Here is a 24,198-nt window from a genome sequence, read left to right as displayed (position 1 = left end):
GCGAACGGGTGGTTGACAGGTTCGGCGATCGTCTGCCACTCTCGGTTTAGGTCACGAGTACCAGCGTTCAGCCCCGGCTTGCTGGTCGGCAACCCTCCTCCGCGGTGGGGTGCTCCGGGTGACGACCTGGCCGACGTCCGAATCGGGCGCGGCAAGCGCGGACCACCTCTTCTGGAGCGGGTCCCTGAGCCGACGGGATTTCGTCATGACTGCTATAATCGACCCCACCTGCGCCGTCGCCGCTGTTTCCGGCGCCGACCTGCGCGTACCGCTCGTTCAGGGCGGCACCAGTTCCTACGCCAACTTCGACTACGCGGCGAGTGCGCCCGCGTTGAAGCAGGTCACCGACCGGATTTCGCAGTTGCTGCCCTTCTACGCCAGCGTGCACCGGGGTGCGGGGTACGCCTCGCGGATCTCGACCGAGTGCTACGAGGCTTCGCGTGGCGCGGTCGCCCGCTTCCTCGATGCCGACGACGACCAGGTGGTGGTCTTCACCCGCAACACCACCGATTCGCTGAACCTGCTGGCCGGGTGCGTGCCGGGGGAGACCGTGGTGCTCGATATCGAGCACCACGCGAACTTTCTGCCGTGGACCGAGCGCGGTCGGCGGGTCGTGCGGGCCGCCGACACCGTCGAGGAGACGATTCACCGTGTCGTCGCCGAGCTGTGCAGCAAGCCCGCCGCGCTGCTCGCGGTGACCGGGGCGTCCAACGTCACCGGTGAAGTGCTGCCGCTGCAACGCCTCGCGACCATCGCCCACCTGTGCGGCGCGCGCATCCTCGTCGACGCCGCGCAGCTGGCTCCGCATCGGCGGATCTCGCTGCGCGAGACGGGGATCGACTACCTCGCGTTCTCCGGGCACAAGCTCTACGCGCCGTTCGGATCGGGTGTGCTCGTGGGTCGGCGGGACTGGCTCGACGCGGGCGAGCCGTATCTCGCCGGCGGCGGCGCGGTACGCGATGTCGGTGTGGCCGAAGTCGAATGGGCTTGCGCGCCGCAGCGGCACGAGGGCGGTTCGCCGAATGTGTTGGGTGCGGCCGCCATTGCCGCCGCCTGCGACGCGCTCGCCGCCATCGAACCAGCCGAACTGATCGCCCACGAACGCTTCCTGGCCGACCGTCTCCGCGACGGCCTGGCCGCGATCCCCGGCGTGAACCTGGTCAACATCTGGTCCGACAGCCCCGACTGCGTGGGCATCGTCGCCTTCACCCTCGCCGACTACGCCCCAGGTCAAGTCGCCGCGTACCTCTCGGCCGAACACGCCATCGGCGTCCGCGACGGCCGATTCTGCGCCCATCCGCTCCTGGCGAGCCTGGGTATCGATGCGGCCCTCCGCGCCAGCATCGGCCTCGGCACCACCGCTACCGACGTCGACCGCCTGATCGACGCCGTCGCCACCCTGGTCGCCGACGGCCCCGCCTGGACCTACGCCGCCACCGACGGCCACTGGAACCCCACCCCCGAAACCCGCCCGCTCACCGCCTCGTCCCCCGACGGCGCGGCCCCGTGCCTGATCGGCTGAATCGGTAGTTCGCGATATCGAGTCGAGTGTCGGCCGTTGAGAACTGTTCTCGGCGGCCGATATCCGGTGATCGGATCAAACAGCCTGCTGGGAGCTGTTGTCCGACGGATGTCAGTCGAGGTCCGCGTCGAGGGCGTCCCAGGTGATGGTGACGTCGAGTGGGTCGGAGATCGCGATCGCGGTGGAGCTGTGGGAGCGGAAACGGGTTTCGGTGGTGACATAGGCGCCTGCGGTATTGAGGCGGAGGATCTCGATGGACTTCACGCGGCCGTCGTTGTTCTCCATGCGGACGATCCAGTACTGCTCGATACCCAGACGGGCGTATTCCGCTCGTTTGTCCACACAATCGGCGGTAACCGTCGCCGGAGATACCACTTCGACGACCAGAAGAGTGTCGCCCGCTGTCGGTGTGGTCTTCCACTTGTCGCGGGGGTCTTCGATGCAGCGGTACACGATGGCGTCGGGGCGACGGAAGTTGAACGGGACCTCGGAGACCAGCATGTCCAGTTCGCCGCTGGCCTTCAGGCAGGGTTGCCCGGTGCCGCGTTTGCGGATCGCTTCCCGTAGGGACTGTTTGATCACGTCGGCGATGGCGATGTGATTCGGCGAGGGTGAGTCGCAGTGCACCAGCAGGCCGTCTTTGACCTCGATCACCCGAGCGAGGTCGTCCGGCAGCGCCAGATACGTGTCCAGGTCTATACCCGGAACACCGGCGCGCAACCACGACCAGTCGTATGCCTCGCTCACCGGACCAGCACTAGCCGGAGCGGGCCACCCACCGGTCGACGTCGACGATCCGATCAGGTGTCGAGTGCGGTGGGGCGGTGGTATTTGCCGTTGTAGTACAGCAGCGGTGCTGCTGAGGGAGACTCCTCGGTTTGGTCGTGGACGCGGGTGACCAAGCCGACGGCGAGGGTGTGGTCGCCGAGGTCGATGAGTTTGTGCAGCGTGGTGCGCAGCCAGATGGGGGTGCCGTGCAGCACTGGTTCGCCGGTGTCGAGGGTGGTCCAGAGGGAGCGGTCGGTGAAGCGGTCGGCTGCTGTGCGGGAGAAGCGGTGGGCCAGGTGTTGTTGGTGTTCGCCCAGGAAATGGATGACCACCGAGTCCGCGGCTCGCAGTGCGTCGATGCTCGACGACTTGTGCGCGATGTTGAACGACACCAGGGGCGGTTCCAGCGACAGCGAGGCGAACGAGGTCGCCGTGAAACCCACGGGTCCGCTCTGCGCCCCGAGCGTCACCACCGTGACGCCCGCCGGGTAGTGGCGCATCGAAGCTCGATACTGCTCGGCGGTGATCCCACTCAGATCGTCGGGAACCACCAGTCCGGTCTCAGAAGGTTGCACATCGCCCACCGCCCCAACCTACGCCCGCGCTCGCGGGGTGTCCTCACGCCCGCGGTGTCCGTGTGATCCGACTCCACGCGAACGGCAGGGGAAACCGGACTCAGTCGATCTCGAGAGGCAGTCCCGCGGTGATGCGGACGAGTTCGCGAAAGTTGGTGCGGAACAACGTGTTCGGGTGCCCCCCGGCTGCCCAGATCTCAGGGTGCGCGGCCAGGGCGGTGTCGACCCAGGTGGGGAGGTTGGTGGGGTGGCCCAGGGGGGCGGTGCCGTCGATGGGCTGGCCCGTGATGCGTTCGACCAGGGCTGTGGGGGCGGGGGTGAGGGTGCCTTCGAGGCGTTTGCCGGTGCGGGCGAGGTCGACGCGGTGGTGATCGGCCACCAGGAGCAGGACGGGGTCGTTGTCGAGGAGGAAGACCTGGGCGGTGAGGATCGCGGTGGGGTGGGCGCCCATGGCGCGCGCGGCATCGGCCGCGGTGAGCGCCGGCGTCTCGGGGCAGACGATGACGCCGTGGTGCCCGCGGGCGATGAGAGTTTCCGCGACCCGGCATGCGACCGGCGGCAATGACGACCTGCGCATGTCATCCAGAGTAGAGGGATTGCGGGGAATGTGCTGTGTTACTGAGGGTCTGGGAACGAGACTTCGAGGTTTGGTTGTCCGCCGTCGCGCGACGGACCCGCCTCGGGCAGGGTTCGGTGGTGTGGCGGATCCGAGGTGCGCAGGGCTGGGGCCTCGAGGAGATGGACGGCAGGCGATAATCCAGGGCATGAGTGAATGGAAGGCCTTTACCGTCGAGATCGCCGACAACGTTGCCCAGGTCACGCTGACCGGGCCGGGTAAGGGCAACGCGATGGGACCCGATTTCTGGCGCGAGTTGCCGGAGGTCTTCGCCGAGCTCGACACAGATCCGCAGGTGCGGGCCGTGGTCGTCACGGGATCGGGCAAGCACTTCTCCTACGGTCTCGACCTGGCCGCGACCGCGGGGACACTGGCGCCGGTGCTGGCCGACGACGCGAAGGCGGCGCCGCGCACGGAGTTCCTCAAGGAGGTCCGCCGGATGCAGGCGTCGGTGACGGCGTTGGCCGAATGCACCAAGCCGGTGATCGCCGCGGTTTCCGGGTGGTGCATCGGCGGTGGCCTCGACCTGATCGCGGCTGCCGACATCCGCCTGGCCAGCGCGGATGCCAAGTTCAGCCTGCGCGAGGCGAAGGTCGCGATCGTGGCCGACATCGGGTCGCTGCAGCGGCTGCCCGGCATCATCGGCGAGGGCAATCTGCGTGAGCTGGCCTTCACCGCCAAGGACATCGACGCGGTGCGCGCCGAGCGGATGGGCCTGGTGAACGAGGTGTTCGACGATCAGGAGGCCGTGCTGGCAGCCGCGCACGCGATGGCTCGCGAGATCGCAGGCAACCCGCCGCTGGTGGTGCAGGGCATCAAGGACGTGCTCGAGCAGCGGACCAGTCCGGCGGTGGCCGACGGCCTGCGCTATGTGTCGACGTGGAACGCGGCGTTCCTGGCGTCGAAGGACCTCACCGAGGCGATGACGGCGGTGTTCCAGAAGCGGACCCCGGAGTTCAAGGGCGAGTAAAGGTAGTTCAAACGGTTGCCCCGGCAACCGGTCTGCCCACATACTTGCATCACACAACTAATTGTTTGATGCAAGTAAAGGTGGCACATGAGCGAGTTCGAGCAGGCGATCGACGTGATCGCGTCCCAGCTCGTCCGGCTGCATCGCCTGCGCGACCGGTCGCTGGCCCAGATCAAGGACCGCTCGGGAATCGACCCGGCCGGTTTCGTCGTGCTGTTCCGGCTGGTGTGTGACGGCGCGATGCGCTCGGGGGCGCTGGCCGAAGCGGTGCATTCGGACGCGTCGACGGTGAGCAGGCAGGTCGCGCAACTGGTCGAGCGGGGCCTGGTGGTGCGTACCGCCGACCCCGACGACGGCCGCGCGACCGTGCTGCAAGCCACCGACGAAGGTCGCGAGGTGGCCGCGCGCATCCGTGCGCGCAGGCAGGACAGCATCGCGACCATCACCGAGCAATGGTCATCGGCCGACCGCGCGAGTTTCGCCGGGCTGCTGACCCGCTTCGTGGACGACTACGACCACACCCGCGCGGCTCTGCTCGCCCGACCGCACGCTCTGAGCGCTATCTCGACGGAGAACGATTCGTGACAACCACAGCCGTGCCCACGGTGGACTCGCCCGCCGGCTTCACGCACCGCCAGATCCTCACCATCCTGTCCGGCTTGATGCTCGGCATGCTGCTGGCCTCACTCGATCAGACGATCGTGTCGACCTCCATCCGCACCATCGCCGACGACCTGGACGGCTACTCGCTCCAGGCCTGGGCGACCACGGCCTACCTGATCACGGCGACGATCAGTACGCCGCTCTACGGCAAACTCTCGGACATGTTCGGCCGAAAGCCGTTCTTCCTGACGGCGATCGGCCTGTTCATCGTCGGTTCCCTGCTGTGCACGTTGGCTACCTCGATGTATCAGCTGGCCGCGTTCCGCGCGTTCCAAGGACTCGGCGCGGGCGGGCTGATGTCGTTGGCACTGGCCATCATGGGCGACATCATCGGACCCCGCGAACGTGCCCGCTACCAGGGCTATTTCCTCGCGGTCTTCGGCGTTTCGAGCGTGCTGGGGCCGGTGCTGGGCGGTCTGCTCGCCGGGCAGGACACCATCCTCGGCATCACCGGCTGGCGCTGGGTGTTCCTGGTGAACGTGCCGCTGGGGCTGCTCGCCCTGGTGGTGGTGACCAGGGTGCTGCACCTGCCGCGCAAGCCGCACGCCACCCACCGCATCGACTTCGCGGGCGCGGTGGTGCTGGCGGTCGGGCTCGTTCCGCTGCTGATCGTCGCCGAGCAGGGGCGTGAATGGGGTTGGGGTAGTACGTACTCGGTGATCTGCTACCTGATCGGCGCGATCGGACTGGTCGGCTTCGTCGCGGTCGAGAAGCTCATGGGCGACGCGGCGCTGATCCCGTTGCGCATCTTCGACAACGTGACCTTCACGCTCGGCGTGGTGATCTCGTTCGTGGTCGGCGCGGCGATGTTCGGCGGGATGCTGCTGCTGCCGCAGTACCTGCAGGTGGTGCGTGGCGCCGGGCCGACAGAGGCCGGATTGCAGATGCTGCCGATGGTGCTGGGGCTGATGATCGGTTCGATCCTGTCCGGTCGGCTGATCTCGAAAACCGGTCGTTACCGGGCCTTTCCGGTGATCGGCGCGATCATGCTGACGCTCGGGTTGTTCCTGCTGCACCTGCTCGACGCCGACAGCCCGCTGTGGCTGGCGATGCTGTTCATGGCGGCCACCGGCTTCGGCCTCGGCAACCTGATGCAACCGCTGACACTGGCGCTGCAGAACGCGTTGCCGCCCAAGGACATGGGTGTGTCGACCGCCTCGGCGACCTTCTTCCGCCAGATCGGCGGCACGCTCGGCGCCGCGGTGTTCCTGTCGATCCTGTTCTCCCTGCTCACCCCGAACATCACCGAGCAGATGCAGCGCTCCGCCGCCGACCCCGCCTATCAGCAGGCTGTGATCGAGGGTGCCCGGAGCACGAACCCGGTCGACGCCGCACTGGCCGAGGGGCTGCTCGCACACGACACCTCCGCCGCCGGGAAGGTGCTGCAGGACAGCTCGATCATCCAGCAGCTCGACCCCGAGCTGGCCAAGCCCTTCCAGGTGGGATTCGCCGACTCGATGTCGACGGTGTTCCTCGTCGCGGCCGCTGTCGCGCTGATCGCACTGCTGCTGGTGCTGTTCTGGAAGGAGGTTCCGCTGCGGATGTCGGGCGGGATCCAGGCCGCCGGTGACGCGAAGGCCGCAGAAGGGGTCGGCGCGCTCGTCGACACCTCCGCGCAGTCCACATCCCGGGCCGGAAAGCAGCACGAAAAGGACGAGGGCGGTCGCGGCGACACGGGTGCGCCCCCGGCATGATCATCGGGTGAGTCGATTCGGCGGTGGCGGTGCACGGCGACGGTTGCGTCGTCTGCCCGCCGCTGTCGGCTATCTGGTGGTGGGCGGGCTCACCGGGGTGGCGTCGTTGTTCGCGGTGGTCGCGCTGGCGATCGTCGCGGCGGCGAGTCTGATCGGCCTCGGGATTCCCGCATTGCCGGAGGCGGTCAAGTTGATCCGGCCGCTGCTGGGGCTCGAGCGTCGCAGGGCTGGGAAACGGCTCGGCACGCCGATCGTGTCCGCCTATCAGCCGTTGACCGGCGACCTGCGGCATCAGCTCGCGACGCTGGCCGCCGATCCGGCGAATCGGCGCGATCTGGGCTGGCTGGTGTCGCACGCGATCATCGGACTGCCGCTGGCCGCGCTGGCGGTGGCGTTACCGCTGAGTGCGGTGCAGCACCTCGCCGTCCCGATCTACTGGGGTGCGACAGCCGACGGCACCGTGTCCAGTGGTGGCATCATCATCGATTCGGGGACCGCCGCCGCGGTGAGCGCCGTGCTCGGCCTCGTCTACGGGGCACTCGCACTGCGTGCGCCCGAGGCGGCGAACGCGCAGGCCAAACTGGCGGGGGCACTGCTCGCGCCGGATGAGAACGCGCTGCTGGCCGACCGGGTCGTCGAACTGACCGTGACCAGGGCGGCCGCCTTGGACGCGCACGGCGCCGAACTGCGCCGCATCGAACGCGACCTGCACGACGGCGCCCAGGCCAGGATCGCCGCGGTGATCATGCAGCTGGGGCTCGCCGGACAACTGCGCGAGCGTGACCCCGACGCCGCCGATCGGATGGTGCGCACAGCCCAGGACACGGCCTCGGCGGCCCTGGCCGAACTGCGCGACGTGGTGCGCAGCGTCTACCCACCGGTGCTCTCCGATCGCGGCCTGAACAGTGCCGTCTCCGCGCTGGCCGCGCGCAGCCCGATCCCGTGCGTGTTCGAATCGAACGGCGTGACCCGGCGACCGATGGCGGTGGAGGCCGCCGCCTATTTCGTGATCGCCGAGGCCATCGCCAACGCGACCAAACACTCCGGCGCCGACACGCTGTCGATCGCGCTGGGCGGGCCGGCCGATCTGTTGACCGTCGAGATCCGCGACAACGGTGTAGGCGGGGCCCGGGTGACCGACGGTGGGGGCCTGGCGGGCATCCGGCGCAGGGCCGAGGCGCTCGACGGGCGGATGACGCTGAGCAGCCCGGAGCAGGGGCCTACTGTGGTGCGGGTGGAGTTGCCGTGCGGGTCGTGATCGCCGAGGACGACGCCCTCCTGCGGGAAGGCCTCGCCCTGCTGTTGAAGACGGCCGGGATAGACGTGATCGCCGCTGTCGACAATGCCGAGGACTTCCTCGCCGTCGTCACCGCCGACCGACCGGACGTGGTGGTGGTCGACGTTCGCCTGCCGCCCACGTTCACCGACGACGGACTGCGCGCCGCCGTACACGCCAGGACCCTCCACCCCGGCCTGCCGGTGCTCGTCCTGTCCTCCTATGTGGAGGACAGCTACGCCTCCGAACTGCTCGGCGACGGCGGCGGTGGCGTCGGTTACCTGCTCAAGGAACGGGTCGGCAAGGTCGACCGGTTCCTCGAATCCCTGCACCGGGTCGCCGCGGGTGGCACCGCTATGGACCCGGAGGTGATCGCGCAGCTGCTGGTGCGCCGCAAGGCCGACGACCCGCTGTCCACCCTGACCGCTCGCGAACGGGAAGTGCTCGCGCTGATGGCCGAGGGACAGGACAACTCCGCCATCGCCGCTCGCCTGGTGGTCACCGAAGGTGCTGTGCTCAAACATATTCGGAGCATCTTCGCCAAGCTCGGACTCGCCGCCGACGAATCGGGGCATCGCCGGGTTCTCGCGGTGCTGGCCTACCTCGACGCGCGCCCGGGACGCCCCTGACCGCCGAGTTCGCCACGGTTCCCGCGGTTTCACCGACCGGCCGAATCGTCGTGACAGATCGGATCGGCGTCCGGGAGGGTGCCTTCCAGAAGGTAGGTGTCGACCGTGGCTTCGACACAGGTGTTCGGATAGTTCCCGTAGATCCAGTGCACCGCGACATCTTCCAGCGTCACCATGCGCGAGCCGGTCAACGCCCGGTGCATGACCTGCGCGCCCGCGTAGGTGGTGCGGGTGTCGCCGGTGGACTGGACGATCAGGCTCGGCAGCGCGTTGCCGATCACGGTCGGCGGCTCGACCGGCGGCGCCCAGAACGCGCACGGCGTGATGTTGTTCGCGAACGCGCCGAACAACGGTTGATCGGCCCGGCTCGCCTCGATACTGCGCCGATACCAGGCCGGATCTCGTGGCACTTCCACATCGGCGCACAGCACCGCCATCGCCGGTGAATAGTCGCGTGGCTGCGCGGTGAGCATGAAGCCGAGCGTGGCGGCCAACTCCGGCTCGGGCCGAACCTCGACACCGTCGGCGGCGTCGGCGAGCTGGCGGATCTGGCGCCCCAGCAGCGGATAGTTGCGCGGGTCGTCGAGTCCGCGGTAGAGCACCAGCGGCAGGCTGTGCTCGTCGACGGTGAACTCACCGATCCGGATCGGCTGGTCGTTGGCGCGCCGGACCATGTCCTGCACGGTCGATCTGACCGCGAAACGATCTGTCCCGAAACCGAATTCGGCGTCGTGTGCGCCCGCCCAGTCGGCCCATCGGTCGAAGGCCGCCTCGTTGGCCGGGCCCATGGCTCTCAACATCCCGACCGAGCCGTAGCGCTCGGGGTCGACAGCACTGTCGAGGACGAACCGATCGCCGCGCTCGGGGAACATCTGGGTGAAGACCGCGCCGAGGTAGGTGCCGTAGGAGGTACCGAAGTAGCTGATCCGGTCCTCGCCGAGGACAGCCCGAACGACATCCATGTCGCGGGCGGTGTTGCGGGTGGTGATGTGGCGCAGTCGCGGTCCCTCGTTCGTCGCGCACAGGGCGGCGAGTTCGGCTTGCTGGGCGACGCTTTCCGCGAAGCCGACGGCGTCGAGGCCGGCGGACTCCATCCCGAACCCGTCCTGCCAGCGGCAGTTCACCGGGGTGGAGCGGCCGACGCCGCGTGGATCCATCCCGATCAGGTCGTAGCGGTCGCGGACCTCGGCGCTCATCCCCGTCCGGATGTCGAGGGTGAAGTCGAGGCCGGGCACGCCGGGGCCGCCCGGGTTGGACAGCATCACCCCGCGACGCTTCGCCGGGTCGGTCGCGGGCAGCCGCGAGATGGCCACGCTCATCGTTTCCGCCCGCGGTGCCGAGTAATCCACCGGAACGGTCACTTCCGCGCACTGGGCGCCCGCCGGATCGAGGCGCGGGTCGTCGCAGGAATGCCAGGTGAGTGATTGGTGACGGAAGTGATCCAGCGGGTCGGCCGACGCGGTGGCGGTGGTGAACAACCCGGCAGCTGTCGCGGCAAGGGCGACGACGACGGCGACGATCGAGCGTCTCACGAAGCACACACCACGCTGTCGAAAGCCCGCTCGACGACCTCCGCCCGCTCCTTGTTGGTGGGCAGCTCGTTCACAGTCATGGTCACCGCGACGCCGTCGGCGGTGACCCCGGTGCGGGTATCGAAACCGGGGATGCTGCCGCCATGGGCCACAGTCTGCTTGCCGCACGAGGTGGTCTGCACGACCAGTCCCAAACCGTAACCGGCCGAGGGCATTCGGTCGAAAGGCACCGTCTGGCGCATCTGCTCCAGCTGTGCGGCGGGCAGCAGCTTGCCGTCGAGCAGGGCGAGGAAGAAGCGGTTCAGGTCCGAGCCGGTGGCGATCATCGCGCCCGCGGCATCGGCCCACGACGGATCGAAGTCGGTGAAATCGATACGGGTGCCGTCGATTTCCTGATAGCCGCGCGGATACGGCGCGCGCAGTCCGTTGTCGCCGGGGGCGGGAAAGTAGGTGTCTCGCAGACCGAGTGGTTCGATGATCCTCGTCGTGATCTCGGCGGCGGCCGGACGGCCGGTGACCCGATCGATCAGCATGCCGAGCAGGATGTAGTTGGTGTTGGTGTAGATCGATCGGGTGCCCGGTTCGAACTGTGGCGGCATCGTCATCGCGATGCGGATCATCTCGGCGGGCGAATAGTGACGTCCGCGGATGGCCTCGGGGTCGGCCTTGATCTGCTGCGAATTCGGATCGGCTGGTCGGCTGGGATCGCCGCTCGCCAGATAGTCCGGCAGGCCGCTGGTGTGCTGGAGCAGTTGTCGCACGGTGACGCGGCTGCCGTCGTTGCCGTTGCCCCGCACGAGGCCGGGCAGGTACCGCTCGACGGGAGCGTCGAGCTCGACCTTGCCCTCGGCGACCAACTGCAGGACCACGGTCGCGACGAAACTCTTGGTGTTGCTGCCGATTCGGACATGCGCGTTGTCGGGAATCGGTGCTCCGGAAGCGGTATCACCGACCCCGGCGTTGACGATCCACTCGCCCGCGGCGGTGGTGATCACGGCCTGAGCGCCGGGAAATCCCGCCTGCACCACTGTTTCCAGCGCCTGCCGGACCTCCGGCCGATCCGATTGCGCTGCGGTGGCGCTGTTCTCGGGGCCGCATGCGGTGACTGCGAGCAGGGCGAGCAATCCGGTTCCGGCCGCGAGAGCGCGCAGTGACTTACTCGAAAAAGCGGTGTTGAGCTGCATGATTCGAGCCTAGAAACGGGCGGCGGCGGTGCCTATGCCGCACGCACCCGAATCGAAGGTGGTGCCAGCACTACCAACGCAGGGGTGGGCAAGGTGAAACGCCCAAGGTGAGAGTGAATCCACCCCTAGGGGTGGCTGTTCGAACGCCTGTGCCGCAATAACTTCGAGAAGTCGAAATTGCTCGCATCAGGAGAAACAACATGCGCATCAAATCCACACTCGCCGCCGCTCTGCTGGCCGTCGCGACCGTCGCCGGGGTGTCGGCGGTCGGTGCGGGCAGTGCCGCCGCCGCCCCGTACGGAACCTATTACGGCACGTACTACGAGCTCTACCAGTGCCGCGCGGCCGGGGAGGACCCCTACACCGGCGGGTACTACTGGGAGTGCACGGAGAGCTGGGACGGCTGGGACCTCTACATCTGGTACTGATCCGCCCGGAACCGACAGCAAAACGGGAAGCCCGAAACTCTTCGGGCTTCCCGTTTTTCGTGCGGCTGTCGGCTCAGTGGCCGGATTCCTTCAGCCGGGTGAAGGACTCGTCGATGATCTTCTCGGCCTCGGCGCGGCCGAGCCACTCCGAACCCTCGACGTACTTGCCGGGCTCGAGATCCTTGTAGCGCTCGAAGAAGTGCTTGATCGCCGACAGTTCGAACTCCGAGACGTCGCCCAGGTCCTGGATGTGGTCCCAGCGCGGGTCGCCCGCGGGGACACACAGCACCTTGTCGTCGCCGCCGGCCTCGTCGGTCATGCGGTACACGCCCACCGGGCGGGCCTCGACGATCACACCGGGGAACACCGACTCGGGCAGCAGCACCAGCGCGTCCAGCGGGTCGCCGTCTTCGCCGAGGGTGTTCTCGATGAAGCCGTAGTCGGCCGGGTAGCCCATGGAGGTGTACAGGTACCGGTCGAGCTTGACCCGGCCGCTCTCGTGATCGACCTCGTACTTGTTCCGAGAGCCCTTGGGAATCTCGATGGTGACGTCGAACTCCACGCCATCTCCTTGCTCGTTCGAGTGCTGGTCTGTGCCGAATCGCCAGATCGTTCTGGGGAACCGTTGCGCAACGAGGATAGTGTGGTGTGCTGGTACACCGGTGCAGCAGGCGGGGCGTAGTCGCGCAGTCGAGGCGTGTCGGGCGGCGTTGAGGGAGACACGGTCGTGGTCGATACAGGCGGCAACAATCCGGGATCGCGGGTGCAGGGGCGCCGCGGGTCCCGTTGGATCTGGTTGTCGGCGGTGGTCGTCGCGCTGCTGGTGATCGCGGGTGGTTTCGCCGCGATCGCGCAGCCGTGGACGCCGCAATTCCGCCACGGCGGGCTCACCGTGGCGCCGCCGCCGGACACGGGGCAGGTGTTTCCCGAGGTTGCGCCTGCCCGATCGGACGCGCCGGCGCCGACGGTGGCGGGCATCGCCGCGGCGCTCGCGCCGGTGGTCGGCAACCCCGATCTCGGTGCCTTCGCAGGTCAGGTGACCGATCCGAGCAGCGGTGCGGTGCTGTGGAGCCAGGACCCGACCAAGGCGATGATTCCGTCGTCGACGGCGAAGATCATGCTGGTCGCGGCCGCATTGCTGACGTTGCCCGATGATCAGCGGGTCGCCACGAAGGTGCTCGCCGGGGCGCCCGGCGAGCTGGTTCTGGTCGCCGGCGGGGATCCGACGTTGACCACGCGGGCCGACGGCGGCTACTACACCGACGGCGCCCGGATCTCGGATCTGGCCGCGCAGGTGCGGGCCGCGGGCAAACAGGCGAACGCGATCGTGGTCGACACCTCCGCCTACACAGGGCCGACGATGGCTTCGGGCTGGGACCCGATCGACATCCCGGAAGGCTCGATCACGCCGATCGAACCGATCATGATCGACGGCGGCCGCTTCGATCCGTCGGCCGACTATTCCCCGCGCACCGCGAACCCCGCGCTCGATGCGGGTCGGGCGCTGGCCGCCGAGCTCGGTATCGACCCGGCTGCGGTGCGGGTCGGTCCGGCCGCGCAGAACGGCGCCCAGATCGCGAAGGTCGAATCGGCGCCGCTGCGAGTTCGTCTGCACGACATGATGATTCATTCCGACAATGTGCTGGCCGAGACCATCGGACGTGAACTGGCGGTGGCGTCGGGGCAGGCCGCGTCCTTCGCCGGAGCTGTCGCGGCCACCTCGGCGGCCCTGTCGTCGGCCGGATTCGATGTGGCCGGACTGCATCTGGCGGACAACAGCGGGCTTTCCGTCGACGACCGGGTGTCGCCGAAGCTGCTCGATGCGATCGTCGCGACTGCGGCCGAGCCGACCGGCAGCGCGGCCGTGGTGCCCGCCGGAACCCAGGCCAGGCCCGAAAACGATCCGCGCGCAGCGGCTCTCGCACCGATGCTGGACTACCTGCCGGTCGCGGGCGGCACCGGCACGCTCGCGCCGCGCTTCGTCACCCAGAACCGGCAGGCCGCGGGGTGGGTGCGGGCCAAGACCGGAACTCTGAGCGTGGCCAGCGCGTTGGTCGGATATGTACTCGATCGTGACGGGCGGGTACTCACCTTCGCGCTCATGTCGAACGACCGGTTGCCCGAGCTCAGCAGGCCGGCGCTCGACGCGGTGGCCGGTGCCCTGCGCAATTGCGGATGCTCCTGAGAACGGGTGGTTATGACCGACAAGACCGAACGCAAGAGTTCCGGATTCAGCGCGACCGTGGATTGGCGACTGGCGGCGCGCACCGGGGCGCTGCTGGCTCCCGCCGGTCCGAGAGCATCGCGGCGGACGGCGGAACAGGTCGTCGCCGAGTTGGCGTCGGCCTCCGTGCTGGCCGAACTGCCGGTGCGTGAGGTCAGCGGGTTGCTCGACGATCGACCGGTACCGCAGGCGCGAATCGTCGACCGGCCGGGCTGGATTTCCGCGGCCGCGGATTCGATGGCGGTGCTCACCGGCACCGAATCCACCGACGGCGGCAAACTCGCCGGAAAACCCGCGGGCGTGCAGGCCGGGACGATGCTGGCGTTTCTGTCCACCGCGATCCTCGGGCAGTACGACCCGTTCACCGGCGACGACGGCACATTGCTGCTGGTCGCGCCCAATATTCTCGGGGTCGAACGGGCGCTCGGCGTCGATCCCAGCGATTTCCGGTTGTGGGTGTGCCTGCACGAGGTGACCCATCGGGTCCAGTTCTCCTCGGCGCCGTGGCTGGCCGCGTATATGCGCACCAATGTCGACATTCTCAGCGAGGTCGGCGAGGAACCGATGAGCGAGCTGCTCACCCGGTTGCTCGGCGAGGTGCGGGCCCGGCGCAACGGGGACAACGCCGATGATCCGAACAGTCGAGGGGTGGTCGGGCTGTTGCGCGCGGCCCAGGCCCCGCCGCAGCGGGAGGCACTGGATCGGCTGCTGATGCTCGGCACGCTGCTCGAGGGGCACGCGGATCATGTGATGGACGCGGTCGGACCGGCGGTGGTGCCGACGGTCGCCGATATCCGGGCGGCTTTCGATCGGCGCAGGCAGCGGCCTTCGAATCCGATTCAGCGGCTGCTCAGGGCATTGCTCGGGGTGGACGCGAAGGTCGCGCAGTACGTGCGAGGCAAGAAGTTCGTCGACGCGGTGGTCGAGCGCGTGGGGGTCGCGGAGTTCAACACTGTGTGGACGAACGCGGACACGCTGCCGTTGCTGGACGAGGTCGATGAACCGCAACGGTGGATTCGCCGGGTGCTCGGGTAGGTCTCGGTAACCTGCGTTGATGACTCACGCGGGCGGTCGACCGTCGAGCAGTACCGATCTTCCTGCTCGTGGACCACTGCCGAACGATGATCGAGCCGCGATCGTGCGGTGTGGACGATGACATCGCCTCGGGCGATGCGCCTACCGGAGACGGCGGCGGTGCTCGCGGTGCGACGGGGTGTGCGCGAGTGGGTGGCCGCGCGGGGTGGGCACGGGCCGGTGGTGGTGGGGTTGTCCGGTGGGGCGGACTCGCTGGCGCTGGTGGCTGCGGCTGTCGCCGAGGCGGGTGAGGTGACCGCTGTGGTCGTCGATCATCGGTTGCAGGAGCGATCGGGGGAGGTGGCGGACCTGGCGGCCGAGCGAGCGGTGGGTCTCGGGTGTGTGGGGGCGATGGTTGTGCCTGTCGAGGTCGGGCGCGAAGGGGGCGTCGAGGCGGCGGCTCGGGTGGCTCGTTACGCGGCCTTGGAGGCGGTGCGCGACGGACGGCCGGTACTGCTCGGGCACACCCTCGACGATCAGGCGGAGACGGTGTTGCTCGGGTTGGCGCGCGGGTCGGGCGGGCGGTCGATTCAGGGAATGGTGGCGTGGACCGCACCGTGGGGGCGCCCGCTGCTGGGGGTACGGCGGGCTCAGACGGTGCGGATGTGCGCGGATCTGGGGATCGAACCCTGGGACGACCCGCACAACACCGACCCCCGCTACACCCGGGTTCGTGTGCGCAACGAGGTGCTGCCGCTGCTCGAGGACGTGCTCGGCGGTGGCGTGGCACAGGCGCTGGCCCGCACGGCCGACCAGCTCCGCGCCGACGGGATCGTTCTCGACGCCTGTGCCGATGAGGTGCTCCGCGCGGCGCGCACCGGTGCTGCCGCGACAGGCAGTGGCGTGCCCGACAACGATCCACCCACCCTCTCCGTCGAGATCCTGGCCACTGCGCCGCCCGCGCTGCGGCGCAGGGCCGTGCGCGTCTGGCTCAGGGATCAGGGCGTCACCGGGCTCGTGAACGCTCATTTACAAGCGATCGACGAGCTGGTGAGCAATTGGCACGGACAGGGCGGGGTGGCGGTGGGAGGCGGGTCGAGGGACCACAGGTTGGTCGTGACGCGCGAACATGGCACGCTGGCGGTGCGAGCACAGCCGCGCATTTGATGCCACGAAGGGACACCCACTTCCGTGTACGGAGACGACATCGCATCGGTGCTGATCACCGAAGACGAGATCAAAGCCAAGATCGAGGAACTGGCCGAGCTCGTCGCCAAGCGATACCCGCCCGATTCCCCCGAAGGTGACCTCCTGCTGATCTGCGTCCTCAAGGGCGCGATCTTCTTCATGACCGACTTCGCCAGGGCGCTGTCGATCCCCACCCAGCTCGAATTCATGGCCGTGTCGTCCTACGGCTCGTCCACCTCGTCCTCGGGCGTGGTGCGCATCATGAAGGACCTGGACAAGGACATCGCGGGCCGCAACGTTCTGATCGTCGAGGACATCATCGACTCGGGCCTGACCCTGTCGTGGCTCAAGCGCAACCTGTCCACCCGCAACCCGGCCTCGCTGGAAGTAGTCACCCTGCTCCGTAAGCCCGACGCCCTGCGCACCCCGGTCGACGTCGCCCACGTGGGCTTCGACATCCCCAACGAATTCGTCGTCGGCTACGGACTCGACTACGCCGAGCGCTACCGCGACCTCCCCTACATCGGCACCCTCAACCCGGCGGTCTACTCGTAGTTTCTGAGCGCTGGTGCGCTCGAGTTCGCGCCCCCGGCGGTCCCGCCGATCACGCACCGTGGCTTGCTCCTTCGTCGCCTACGCCACGGCACCTGATCGGCGGGACGGGCGCGAACCGCCGACTGCGCCGGCGGCCCCTCCCCGGGGTCGGGGCGTGCGGTGCTGGGGATCGACGACTCTGATCAGTGCTCGGATGTCGGCTTCGATCGCGCGGAACAACACGTAGGAGCCGATGAAGGCGACAACGCTGCCGAGATAGACCGCGCGCAGCGAGACCAGGGTGGGTAGTAGATCCTCGGTGGGTAGCAACGTGATGGCGACCATCGCGATCAGCGGGATGGACGCCGCGACCGCCAGGTACCAGCCGCAGCGCCGGAGAAGTCCGCGCAGCGTCGCGGCATCGGTGCCGAACAGGTGGCCTTGCTGCACGAAGATCGGGTAGACGCAGCGGAGCATGTAGAAGGTGATGAGGAAGAACGCGTAGGTCACCGCGACGGCGCAACCGATGGTGTTCGACAGCAGAAACTGCGCCGTGGTTCGGGTATCCAGTGCACCGGTGCTGGCCATGACCGTGGCGGGCAGGATCGCGGCCGCCGTGATCCAGAACAGCAGGGCGACAACGACTGCCCGGTCACCCAGCAGCAGCGATTGCCTCCCGGCCAGCCCTAAGGCGCCGGTGCTCACATGTCGTCCGGCTCGCAACGCGCGCGGAACCAGGATCGCGTGGCGGGACAGATAGACCAGTATCACCGCGCCGAGCGCGAAAGACAGCACGTTGGTGACCACCGAGACGATGTGCAGCGCTTCGCGGGCAGCGGGCTCGAGCCGCTGCACCAGCAGACCGGAGTTCTGCCAGGTCTTGTACCGCACGGCCAGCGCGTTGGGTACCGCGATCGCCAGTGCCATCAGCGCAACCATGAAGGGCCGCAACCGTATTCGGTAGCTGTCGACGGGTGGGTCGACCAGCTTTCGGCTGCGCGGGTCGAGGCACAGATCGAACTGTTCGGCGAGCACGGTCCCGTCGGGCCATCGGTGCGTGCGATCCGATGCCAAGCAGCGCAGCAACACTCGACGCAGAGCGGGCGGGCAATCGGCTGGAAGTTGTCGTAGCGCCGACGTGCTCACGCCCGCGCCGCGCGAGGCGAGCATCGCTTCCAACCTGGCCTGATCGGCCAAGGCGGGGTCGTCGGCGCCGGTGTCGTCGAACGGTTTCGCGCCGGTGAGCAATTCCCACAGCAGCACGCCGAGGGAGAAGAGATCGGAGCGTGCCTCGAGATCGGCGGCGCTGCGGTGGTGGCCGGGATGACTGGCTTCGAGCTGCTCGGGCGACATGTAGGCGAGCGACCCACCGAAATACGAGAGCGGGCTGGTGCCCGCGGTCTCGCTGAAGCTGATATTGAAATCGGCGAGCTTCGGCACACCCTCCGCCGTGAGCAGGACATTCGCCGGCTTCACATCACGGTGCAGAACACCCCGGTCGGCCGCATGATCGAGCGCCGCGGCCAGACGCCGGCCCAGCCACGCCACCGTGTCGGGCCAGCTGAGCTCGGCGATCTCGCGGCGGACGCTCGAATCCGCCGGACGGATTTCGCCCTTCTCCGCCATCGCCGCGTCGATCGCGTCGAGCAGGAGGCGGCCGCCGCGTTCGGCGGGCGGGGTGGCGCGGACCCAGCGCAGCAGGCCGAGCAGGGTGCCGCCCGGCAGGAACTGCATGTACAGCAGGCGCACCCGGGGCGACCCGTCGTCGGGTGGGTCGAGTACCAGCTGATCGAAGACCCGCACGATGTAGTCGTGGTCGAGCTGGGCGAGGGTCTGTGGCTCGATCCCGCTGTCGGCGGAGATCTTCACCGCGACCAGGCGCTGCATCGAGCGTTGCCGGGCGAGGAAAACCCGGGCGAACGCCCCCGCACCGAGCTCGGTCAGCAGCTCGAAGTCGCCGATGCGCGCGCCGGCCTCGAACCGGTCGAGCCCGCGCCGATCGGTGGGGTGCGTGGTGGCGGTGCGGTCGAGCGAGGGCCGGGTCGCCTCGGTGATGACTGTCGAGCTCACGACGGGGGATACGGCCGCGATCGCACGCGGGTTCATCCCGCGCGGCGACGGTCAGCTGACCACGCGCTCCAGTGCTTTCAGGTCGTCCTCGAGTTCGCGGAAGAGCAGGTAGGAGGCGATGAAGGCGAAGATGCCACCCACACAGAGCACGCGCACGGCGACGATCACGGAGGGGATGTCGCCGGGCGGCAGGAAGGTCACGCCCGCGACGGCGAGCAGGGGAACCGAGGCGGCCACGGCGAGGTACCAGGTGCAGCGCCGACACAGGGCGCGCAGCCATTCACCGTCGTCGGCGCTGATCTCGCCGTGGCGCAGGAAGATCGGATAGATGCACCGGACCAGATAGAACGTCACGAGGAAGAACGGATAGGCGACGGCTATCGCGCCGCAGACCAGCAGGGACGCGAAGAAATGGACCACGGCGCGGGCCGGGACGTCACCCGCGGCCAATTGCAGTGCCACCGGGAAGGTGAGGCCCGACAGCGCCCACAGCGAGAACGCGACGACCACCACCCGGTCGCCCAGCCGCACGGTGTCGTGTCTGGTGCGGCGCAGGATCTGCGGGTCGTAGCGGCGGCCGTGGCGAAGCCCGCGCGGCACCGACAGCACGAAACGGGCGAGGTAGATGAGCACCGCCGCGCCCGCAGGGAAGAAGACCAGGTTCACGCCCGCGGTGATCACGACGAACGATTGCTGGGCGGTCTCGCTGAGTCGACTCACCACCAGACTCTGGTTGTGCTGGATGTTGTACCAGGATGCCAGGGCGTTGGGGACACCGATCGCCAACACCATCACCAGCAGCGGCCACCTGCGCCACTGCATGCGCCAGCTTTTCGGTGGCGGGTCGACGAGGTCGCGAGCGCGAGCATCCAGGCACAGGTCGAACTGTTTGGCCAGCACCGCGCCGTCGGCCCAGCGGCCCGACCTGTCCGGGTCCAGACAGGTCAGCAGGACGCGGCGCAGGGCAGTGGGACAGTTCGCCGGAACCCGGTCCAGCGCGGCCGGTTCGACGCCGACGGTGCGCCGTTCGAGCATCGCCTCGAGGGTGGTCTCGTCGCCGCGACCCTCGGCGGCGGCGGTGTTGTCGTCGAAGGGCTTCGCGCCGGTCAGCAGTTCCCACAAGACCACGCCGAGGGAGTAGATGTCGGCGCGAGTGTCGAGGTCGGCGGCCGTGCGGCCCAGGCCCGGATGGCAGGCCTCCAACTGTTCGGGTGACATGTAGGCCAGTGATCCGCCGAAGTAGGCCACCGGGCTGGTGCCCGCGACGGTGCGGCTGAAGCTGATGTTGAAGTCGGCGAGTTTGGGCACACCCTCCGCGGTGAGCAGCACGTTCGCCGGCTTCACGTCGCGGTGCAGTACCCCGTGCGAGGACGCGTAATCGAGTGCCTCGGCCAGTCGCCGACCCAGCCACGCCACCGTCTCCGGCCAGCTCAGCTCGGCGATCTCGGAGCGCACGCTCGAGTCGGTCGGGCGGATCTCGCCCTTTTCCGCCATGGCGGCGTCCACCGCGTCGAGCAGCAGCTTGCCGCTGCGCTCGGCGGGTGGGGTCGCGCGCACCCAGCGCAACAGGCCGAGCAGGGTGCCGCCGGGCAGGAACTGCATGTAGAGCAGACGTAGACGGCGCGAACCCGAGGGGGCCGAGCCGGTGTCGAGCAACTGCTGGTCGAACACGCGCACGATGTAGTCGTGGTCGAGTTGGGCCAGGGTCTGGGGTTCGGTGCCGCGGTCGGCGGAGATCTTCACCGCGACCAAACGCTGCATCGAACGCTGCCTGGCCAGGAAGACGCGGGCGAACGCGCCCGAACCGAGCCCGGTGAGCAATTCGAAATCGCCGATGCGCTGGCCGACTTCGATCCGGTCGAGCGGCTCGAACTCGCCGGGCGCCGACGAGGCGGCCGTGGCGGCCGACGTCGCGGTCGCGGTGAGGTCGAGCTGCGGGCTGGTCATCTCAGTACTACGGGTCGAGTCCGGGGATTGGTTCACCGTGGCGTCGAGGTCGTCGGTGCGACGGGTGCTCTGGTCGACGTCGTCGGCGCGGTGGGTGCTCTGGTCGAGATCGTCGGTATTGAGCAGCCCGCGCAGACTAGCCGCCTGCTCCGGGTACTCGCGCAAGCAGTCGCGCGGATCGACGCGCTCGCCGCTGTGCCTGCGGATGACGAATTCCTCGAACACCAGCCCGGCGGGCAGCGAGTCGCGGTCGAGTTCGGGGAACTCCGCGCAGTAGTGGACCAGGCGCTTACGGGTGACATCGGTACTCGCGTGATGGAGCCAGCGATGGCGCAGGTCGACCCGGATCAGTTCGTGCAGCGCCTGCGCGCGCAAGGTGGCCGCGTCGGGCAGGAACTCGGCGATCTCCGGTGGATGCCCGGTTGCCGATCCCCATGCGGCGGCGAACGCCTCGACCATATCGACGCGCACGTTGGTGGACCGACCGGCGCTCGCGTCGGGCTGTTCACCGCTTGCGGTGCTATCGCTCATCAACCGACCTAAAGGTTCGCGCGGATCGGTGCGAAATTCATTCCGCCACACCCGACGCCATCGTCCCCGAGCCGTTCTAGAAATGATAACTTGCGCCTCTAGAGCTGATCACCCGATTATCGACAACCATGCGACGGGGGCGAATCCGCAGATGAACGAAGACCTCACAGCGGTAGCATGGGAGTCCGTCGACGACGACGGCGTAACGGACGCTGAGGTGACGATGGGTCCTGACGAATACCCCATCGGCGGCCCCGCGGCGGCGCTGGCCGCGCGGGTTCGCGCGGGCACCATCACGCCCGCCGACGTCACGGCCGACGCACTGGCCCGAATCGCCTCGGAGAATCGCAAGATCAACGCGTTCACGGTGGTGCGGGCCGAGCGGGCCAGAGCCGAGGCGCGGGAACTGGCCGCCAGGCCGGACCTCGACGAACTCCCGCTGGCCGGTGTGCCGGTGGCGGTGAAACAGAACATCGCGGTGGCGGGCGAGGCGACTCGCGCGGGGTCGGCGGCCACCTCCGCCGAACCGGCGAGCATCGATCACCCGGTGGTGGCGAGATTGCGGGCCGCGGGCGCGATCGTCGTCGGGTTGACGGCGATGCCCGAACTCGGATTGTGGGCCAGTACCGACTCCGAGGGTTGTGTCACCCGCAATCCCCGCGATGTGGGGCGGTCGACGGGTGGATCCTCGGGTGGCGCGGCCGCCGCGGTGGCCGCGGGACTGGTACCGATCGCACACGGCAACGACGGACTCGGCTCCATCCGGGTGCCCGCCGCGGCGTGCGGCGTCTTCGGGATCAAGCCGGGTAGATACGTGGTGCCCGCGCAGATCGGCGTCGACTCCTGGGCCGGACTGGCCGAGAACGGTGTCCTGGCGACCACGGTCTCGGACGCGGCACTGGCGCTGTCGGTGCTGGCTGGTCGCTCCGACCTGGCCGAACTCCGCAAGCCACAGCGACTACGCATCGGACTGGCCGTGGCTCCGCCGTCGCGACTGGTTCGAATGGATCGGCACTGGACGGCGGCGGCGCGCACCGCGGGTGCGCGCGCGGCGGTGGCCGGGCACGAGGTGCAACCGGTCGAACTGCCCTACGGCGACGCGGCGCTGTTGATGCTGCTGCGCTGGCCGAGCGCGGGTCTGGCCGATGCCGACGCGCTCCCCGACCCCGACCTCCTCCAACAGCGCACCCGACGTCATCTGGCGATCGGCAGGGCGATCCGGCGCCTCGGCCTGGTTCGCCCCAGCCAGATCGACCGGACCGAAGCCCGCCTGCTCGAGTTCTTCGAAGATTTCGATGTGGTGATCACCCCGACGCTCGCCGCACCGCCGCCCAAGGCCAGGCAGTGGAGCGGGCGTGGTTGGCTCGCCAATGTCGTGTCCTCGGTGCGCTACGCACCGTTCACCGGCCTGTGGAATCTGCTCGGCTGGCCCGCGGCGTCACTGCCGATGGGCACCCATCCCGAAGCGCACACGCCCTTGGCCGCGCAGCTGGTCGGCCCGCCGGGCAGCGAGGCCACCCTGCTCGGCCTCGCCGCCCAACTGGAACTGTCGAACTAGGCTCCGGGCATCGCGCGGTCGAGGACCGCGGGCGCGCCCGTCAGACCGCGATCGGTTGCGGCTGCGGCGTCGGCTCGGAGAAGCCGCCGTCCACGGCGCGACCGGCGAATTCCAGAATGGTCGGGCGCGTATCGTCGGCCCGCCACGCCACCGCCAGCTCACACGGAGTGAGACCGGCGACCGGGCGCGCGGTCAGCCCGGGCCAGCGGTACATCGGCACATTGTTCTCGGCCAGCAAGCACACGCCGAGGCCGAGACTCACGGCCTCCAGCTTGTCCTCGGGGGTGGCCGCCTCGGCACCGATCTTGGCCGCCTTGCCGCCACGGGCATCGTTGCCGAGCCAGAAGTCGCGGACCGCGCCCGCCTCGGTGGGCAGGGCGACGAACGGCTCGTCGAGCAGATCGGCGAAGTCGATGCTCTCCTGCTCGGCCAGCGGGTGCTGCTCGGGCAGCAGGACCCAGCGCGGCTCGGTGCGCAGCACCTGCCAGCGATAGCGGTTGGGGTCGGGCAGCGGCAGCCACACCAGCGACAGGTCGGCCTGTCGACCGGCCAGGCCGCTGGAGGGGTCGTTCCACGACGCGGCGTGCAGGGCGAGGCGGTGACCGCTCGCGCTCTCGAGGTCGTTGAGCAGACCCCGGCCGAGCGCGGACTGGATTCCCACGCGCAGCACCTCACCGGCTTCCTGGAGGGACACGTTGGTCACCTCCCACAGCTCGAGGATCTTGCGGGCGCCTTCGAGCAGTTCCTTACCGGCGACGGTCAGGGCGACACTGCGTTGGTTGCGGTCGAACAGGACCACGTCGAGCTGGCGTTCGAGCTGGCGGATCTGGCGTGACAACGTCGGCTGAGCGATGTGCAACCGCTGTGCGGCGTTGGTGAAATGCAGTTCCTCAGCGACGGCGACGAAATACCGCAGATCGCGCAAATGCGGGTCCATAGCACCTTGCTATCAGAATCGGTCGGGAAAATCCAGCCAAAACGGGCAAGGAAGTTCGCGTAAGTGGATCAAAACAGTCACCAGGTTGGTAATGCACAGCATATGGCCTCGCATGGTGAGCTGCACCATCGGATCGTCATTGTTTCGCCGCGAACGGCGGTCGACCGGAACGGTGATTAACCTGGGCGGCTGACCAGCGAAAATGCGTCGGCCTTCACACGCGTCGCTCGGATGTGGGCCGCACCGCGTCGCGTCCGTGGGCGCCGAAAGGTGGCGCTGACCACGGCGCTCCCCACCCAGACCGGCAAGGCAGTGACTTTCCTCACAAACGAGTTTCG

The 24,198-nt window shown here is 68.5% G+C and carries 21 protein-coding genes and 1 riboswitch; of the genes, 12 read left to right on the top strand and 9 right to left on the bottom strand.

Features of this window, described 5'->3' with window-relative positions; all coding sequences use genetic code 11:
- The first annotated feature begins 49 nt into the window (after nt 1-49).
- A riboswitch (SAM riboswitch) is annotated at nt 50-164 on the top strand.
- Between the two features lie 41 nt (nt 165-205).
- A complete protein-coding gene (locus ACFWUR_RS20005) occupies nt 206-1,522 on the top strand; it encodes an aminotransferase class V-fold PLP-dependent enzyme (protein ID WP_378908715.1) in 1,317 nt (438 codons plus the stop codon).
- A gap of 111 nt (nt 1,523-1,633) precedes the next feature.
- Here the strand turns inward: ACFWUR_RS20005 and ACFWUR_RS20000 are convergent, their stop codons facing one another.
- The 3 genes from ACFWUR_RS20000 to ACFWUR_RS19990 form a co-directional block, all read right to left on the bottom strand.
- Nucleotides 1,634-2,269 (bottom strand): Uma2 family endonuclease, encoded by a 636-nt coding sequence (locus tag ACFWUR_RS20000; protein ID WP_378908714.1) that lies wholly within the window; start codon nt 2,267-2,269, stop codon nt 1,634-1,636.
- 53 nt (nt 2,270-2,322) lie between these two features.
- A complete protein-coding gene (locus tag ACFWUR_RS19995) occupies nt 2,323-2,790 on the bottom strand; it encodes a flavin reductase family protein (protein ID WP_378908783.1) in 468 nt (155 codons plus the stop codon).
- A 175-nt stretch (nt 2,791-2,965) separates the two neighbouring features.
- Nucleotides 2,966-3,442, bottom strand: coding sequence for a YbaK/EbsC family protein (locus tag ACFWUR_RS19990; protein WP_378908713.1), 477 nt, complete (start codon nt 3,440-3,442; stop codon nt 2,966-2,968).
- A gap of 187 nt (nt 3,443-3,629) precedes the next feature.
- On the opposite strand from ACFWUR_RS19990, the gene ACFWUR_RS19985 reads away from it, so the two are divergent.
- The 5 genes from ACFWUR_RS19985 to ACFWUR_RS19965 all read left to right on the top strand — a co-directional run bounded on the left by ACFWUR_RS19985 (nt 3,630) and on the right by ACFWUR_RS19965 (nt 8,713).
- Entirely contained in the window at nt 3,630-4,451 is an 822-nt protein-coding gene (locus tag ACFWUR_RS19985) for a crotonase/enoyl-CoA hydratase family protein (protein ID WP_378908712.1), read from the top strand.
- Nucleotides 4,452-4,538: 87 nt separating this feature from the next.
- Entirely contained in the window at nt 4,539-5,036 is a 498-nt protein-coding gene (locus tag ACFWUR_RS19980; protein ID WP_378908711.1) for a MarR family winged helix-turn-helix transcriptional regulator, read from the top strand.
- Nucleotides 5,033-6,808 (top strand): DHA2 family efflux MFS transporter permease subunit, encoded by a 1,776-nt coding sequence (locus ACFWUR_RS19975; protein WP_378908710.1) that lies wholly within the window; start codon nt 5,033-5,035, stop codon nt 6,806-6,808. Before ACFWUR_RS19980 ends, ACFWUR_RS19975 begins: the two co-directional genes overlap by 4 nt.
- Before the next feature lie 7 nt (nt 6,809-6,815).
- Entirely contained in the window at nt 6,816-8,066 is a 1,251-nt protein-coding gene (locus ACFWUR_RS19970; protein WP_378908709.1) for a sensor histidine kinase, read from the top strand.
- The gene (locus ACFWUR_RS19965; protein WP_378908708.1) at nt 8,054-8,713 is read left to right on the top strand and encodes a response regulator; all 660 of its coding nucleotides are present in this window, start codon (nt 8,054-8,056) and stop codon (nt 8,711-8,713) included. The genes ACFWUR_RS19970 and ACFWUR_RS19965 overlap by 13 nt, the downstream gene beginning before the upstream one ends.
- Before the next feature lie 29 nt (nt 8,714-8,742).
- Here the strand turns inward: ACFWUR_RS19965 and ACFWUR_RS19960 are convergent, their stop codons facing one another.
- Nucleotides 8,743-10,245, bottom strand: a complete 1,503-nt coding sequence (locus ACFWUR_RS19960) for an alpha/beta hydrolase (protein ID WP_378908707.1) — start codon at nt 10,243-10,245, stop codon at nt 8,743-8,745.
- Nucleotides 10,242-11,429: a serine hydrolase domain-containing protein gene (locus ACFWUR_RS19955; RefSeq protein ID WP_378908706.1), complete on the bottom strand. Its 1,188-nt coding sequence runs from the start codon at nt 11,427-11,429 to the stop codon at nt 10,242-10,244. The genes ACFWUR_RS19960 and ACFWUR_RS19955 overlap by 4 nt, the downstream gene beginning before the upstream one ends.
- Before the next feature lie 200 nt (nt 11,430-11,629).
- On the opposite strand from ACFWUR_RS19955, the gene ACFWUR_RS19950 reads away from it, so the two are divergent.
- On the top strand, nt 11,630-11,857 hold the full coding sequence (locus tag ACFWUR_RS19950; protein ID WP_378908705.1) for a hypothetical protein: 228 nt from the start codon (nt 11,630-11,632) through the stop codon (nt 11,855-11,857).
- A gap of 73 nt (nt 11,858-11,930) precedes the next feature.
- On the opposite strand, the gene ACFWUR_RS19945 is transcribed toward ACFWUR_RS19950, so the two are convergent.
- Nucleotides 11,931-12,419, bottom strand: a complete 489-nt coding sequence (locus tag ACFWUR_RS19945) for an inorganic diphosphatase (RefSeq protein WP_062991391.1) — start codon at nt 12,417-12,419, stop codon at nt 11,931-11,933.
- Nucleotides 12,420-12,584: 165 nt separating this feature from the next.
- Here ACFWUR_RS19945 and dacB point away from each other — a divergent pair, with 165 nt between their 5' ends.
- The 4 genes from dacB (at nt 12,585) to hpt (ending at nt 16,838) form a co-directional block, all read left to right on the top strand.
- Nucleotides 12,585-14,042, top strand: coding sequence for a D-alanyl-D-alanine carboxypeptidase/D-alanyl-D-alanine-endopeptidase (dacB, locus tag ACFWUR_RS19940; protein WP_378908704.1), 1,458 nt, complete (start codon nt 12,585-12,587; stop codon nt 14,040-14,042).
- Nucleotides 14,043-14,054: 12 nt separating this feature from the next.
- The gene (locus ACFWUR_RS19935) at nt 14,055-15,116 is read left to right on the top strand and encodes a zinc-dependent metalloprotease (protein ID WP_378908703.1); all 1,062 of its coding nucleotides are present in this window, start codon (nt 14,055-14,057) and stop codon (nt 15,114-15,116) included.
- A gap of 135 nt (nt 15,117-15,251) precedes the next feature.
- Entirely contained in the window at nt 15,252-16,262 is a 1,011-nt protein-coding gene (gene tilS, locus ACFWUR_RS19930; RefSeq protein WP_378908782.1) for a tRNA lysidine(34) synthetase TilS, read from the top strand.
- Between the two features lie 24 nt (nt 16,263-16,286).
- Complete coding sequence (gene hpt, locus ACFWUR_RS19925) at nt 16,287-16,838, top strand: hypoxanthine phosphoribosyltransferase (protein WP_056819061.1); 552 nt, start codon at nt 16,287-16,289, stop codon at nt 16,836-16,838.
- Nucleotides 16,839-16,916: 78 nt separating this feature from the next.
- Here the strand turns inward: hpt and ACFWUR_RS19920 are convergent, their stop codons facing one another.
- Both ACFWUR_RS19920 and ACFWUR_RS19915 read right to left on the bottom strand, forming a co-directional pair.
- A complete protein-coding gene (locus ACFWUR_RS19920) occupies nt 16,917-18,887 on the bottom strand; it encodes a serine/threonine-protein kinase (RefSeq protein WP_378908702.1) in 1,971 nt (656 codons plus the stop codon).
- 51 nt (nt 18,888-18,938) lie between these two features.
- The gene (locus ACFWUR_RS19915; RefSeq protein ID WP_378908701.1) at nt 18,939-21,365 is read right to left on the bottom strand and encodes a protein kinase; all 2,427 of its coding nucleotides are present in this window, start codon (nt 21,363-21,365) and stop codon (nt 18,939-18,941) included.
- Between the two features lie 223 nt (nt 21,366-21,588).
- Here ACFWUR_RS19915 and ACFWUR_RS19910 point away from each other — a divergent pair, with 223 nt between their 5' ends.
- Complete coding sequence (locus tag ACFWUR_RS19910; RefSeq protein ID WP_378908781.1) at nt 21,589-22,923, top strand: amidase; 1,335 nt, start codon at nt 21,589-21,591, stop codon at nt 22,921-22,923.
- A gap of 40 nt (nt 22,924-22,963) precedes the next feature.
- Here ACFWUR_RS19910 and ACFWUR_RS19905 read toward each other — a convergent pair whose 3' ends face one another.
- Nucleotides 22,964-23,860: a LysR family transcriptional regulator gene (locus tag ACFWUR_RS19905; RefSeq protein WP_378908700.1), complete on the bottom strand. Its 897-nt coding sequence runs from the start codon at nt 23,858-23,860 to the stop codon at nt 22,964-22,966.
- Nucleotides 23,861-24,198: the final 338 nt, after the last annotated feature.

It is taken from the genome of Nocardia sp. NPDC058633, from assembly GCF_042717045.1.
In the GTDB taxonomy this organism is placed as follows: Bacteria; Actinomycetota; Actinomycetes; order Mycobacteriales; family Mycobacteriaceae; genus Nocardia.
Note: the sequence above shows the minus strand (reverse complement) of the source record. Positions and strands in the feature narration are given on the sequence as shown.

What these genes read in the sequence shown, in the direction of transcription:
- ACFWUR_RS19905 (WP_378908700.1), bottom strand. Translation starts at nt 23,860, where the DNA reads ATGGACCCGCATTTGCGCGATCTGCGGTATTTCGTCGCCGTCGCTGAG.
- ACFWUR_RS19980 (WP_378908711.1), top strand. Translation starts at nt 4,539, where the DNA reads ATGAGCGAGTTCGAGCAGGCGATCGACGTGATCGCGTCCCAGCTCGTC.
- ACFWUR_RS19990 (WP_378908713.1), bottom strand. Translation starts at nt 3,442, where the DNA reads ATGCGCAGGTCGTCATTGCCGCCGGTCGCATGCCGGGTCGCGGAAACT.
- ACFWUR_RS19985 (WP_378908712.1), top strand. Translation starts at nt 3,630, where the DNA reads ATGAGTGAATGGAAGGCCTTTACCGTCGAGATCGCCGACAACGTTGCC.
- ACFWUR_RS19935 (WP_378908703.1), top strand. Translation starts at nt 14,055, where the DNA reads ATGACCGACAAGACCGAACGCAAGAGTTCCGGATTCAGCGCGACCGTG.
- ACFWUR_RS19910 (WP_378908781.1), top strand. Translation starts at nt 21,589, where the DNA reads ATGGGTCCTGACGAATACCCCATCGGCGGCCCCGCGGCGGCGCTGGCC.
- ACFWUR_RS19915 (WP_378908701.1), bottom strand. Translation starts at nt 21,365, where the DNA reads ATGAGCGATAGCACCGCAAGCGGTGAACAGCCCGACGCGAGCGCCGGT.
- ACFWUR_RS19955 (WP_378908706.1), bottom strand. Translation starts at nt 11,429, where the DNA reads ATGCAGCTCAACACCGCTTTTTCGAGTAAGTCACTGCGCGCTCTCGCG.
- ACFWUR_RS19995 (WP_378908783.1), bottom strand. Translation starts at nt 2,790, where the DNA reads ATGCGCCACTACCCGGCGGGCGTCACGGTGGTGACGCTCGGGGCGCAG.
- tilS (WP_378908782.1), top strand. Translation starts at nt 15,252, where the DNA reads ATGCGCCTACCGGAGACGGCGGCGGTGCTCGCGGTGCGACGGGGTGTG.
- ACFWUR_RS20005 (WP_378908715.1), top strand. Translation starts at nt 206, where the DNA reads ATGACTGCTATAATCGACCCCACCTGCGCCGTCGCCGCTGTTTCCGGC.
- ACFWUR_RS19950 (WP_378908705.1), top strand. Translation starts at nt 11,630, where the DNA reads ATGCGCATCAAATCCACACTCGCCGCCGCTCTGCTGGCCGTCGCGACC.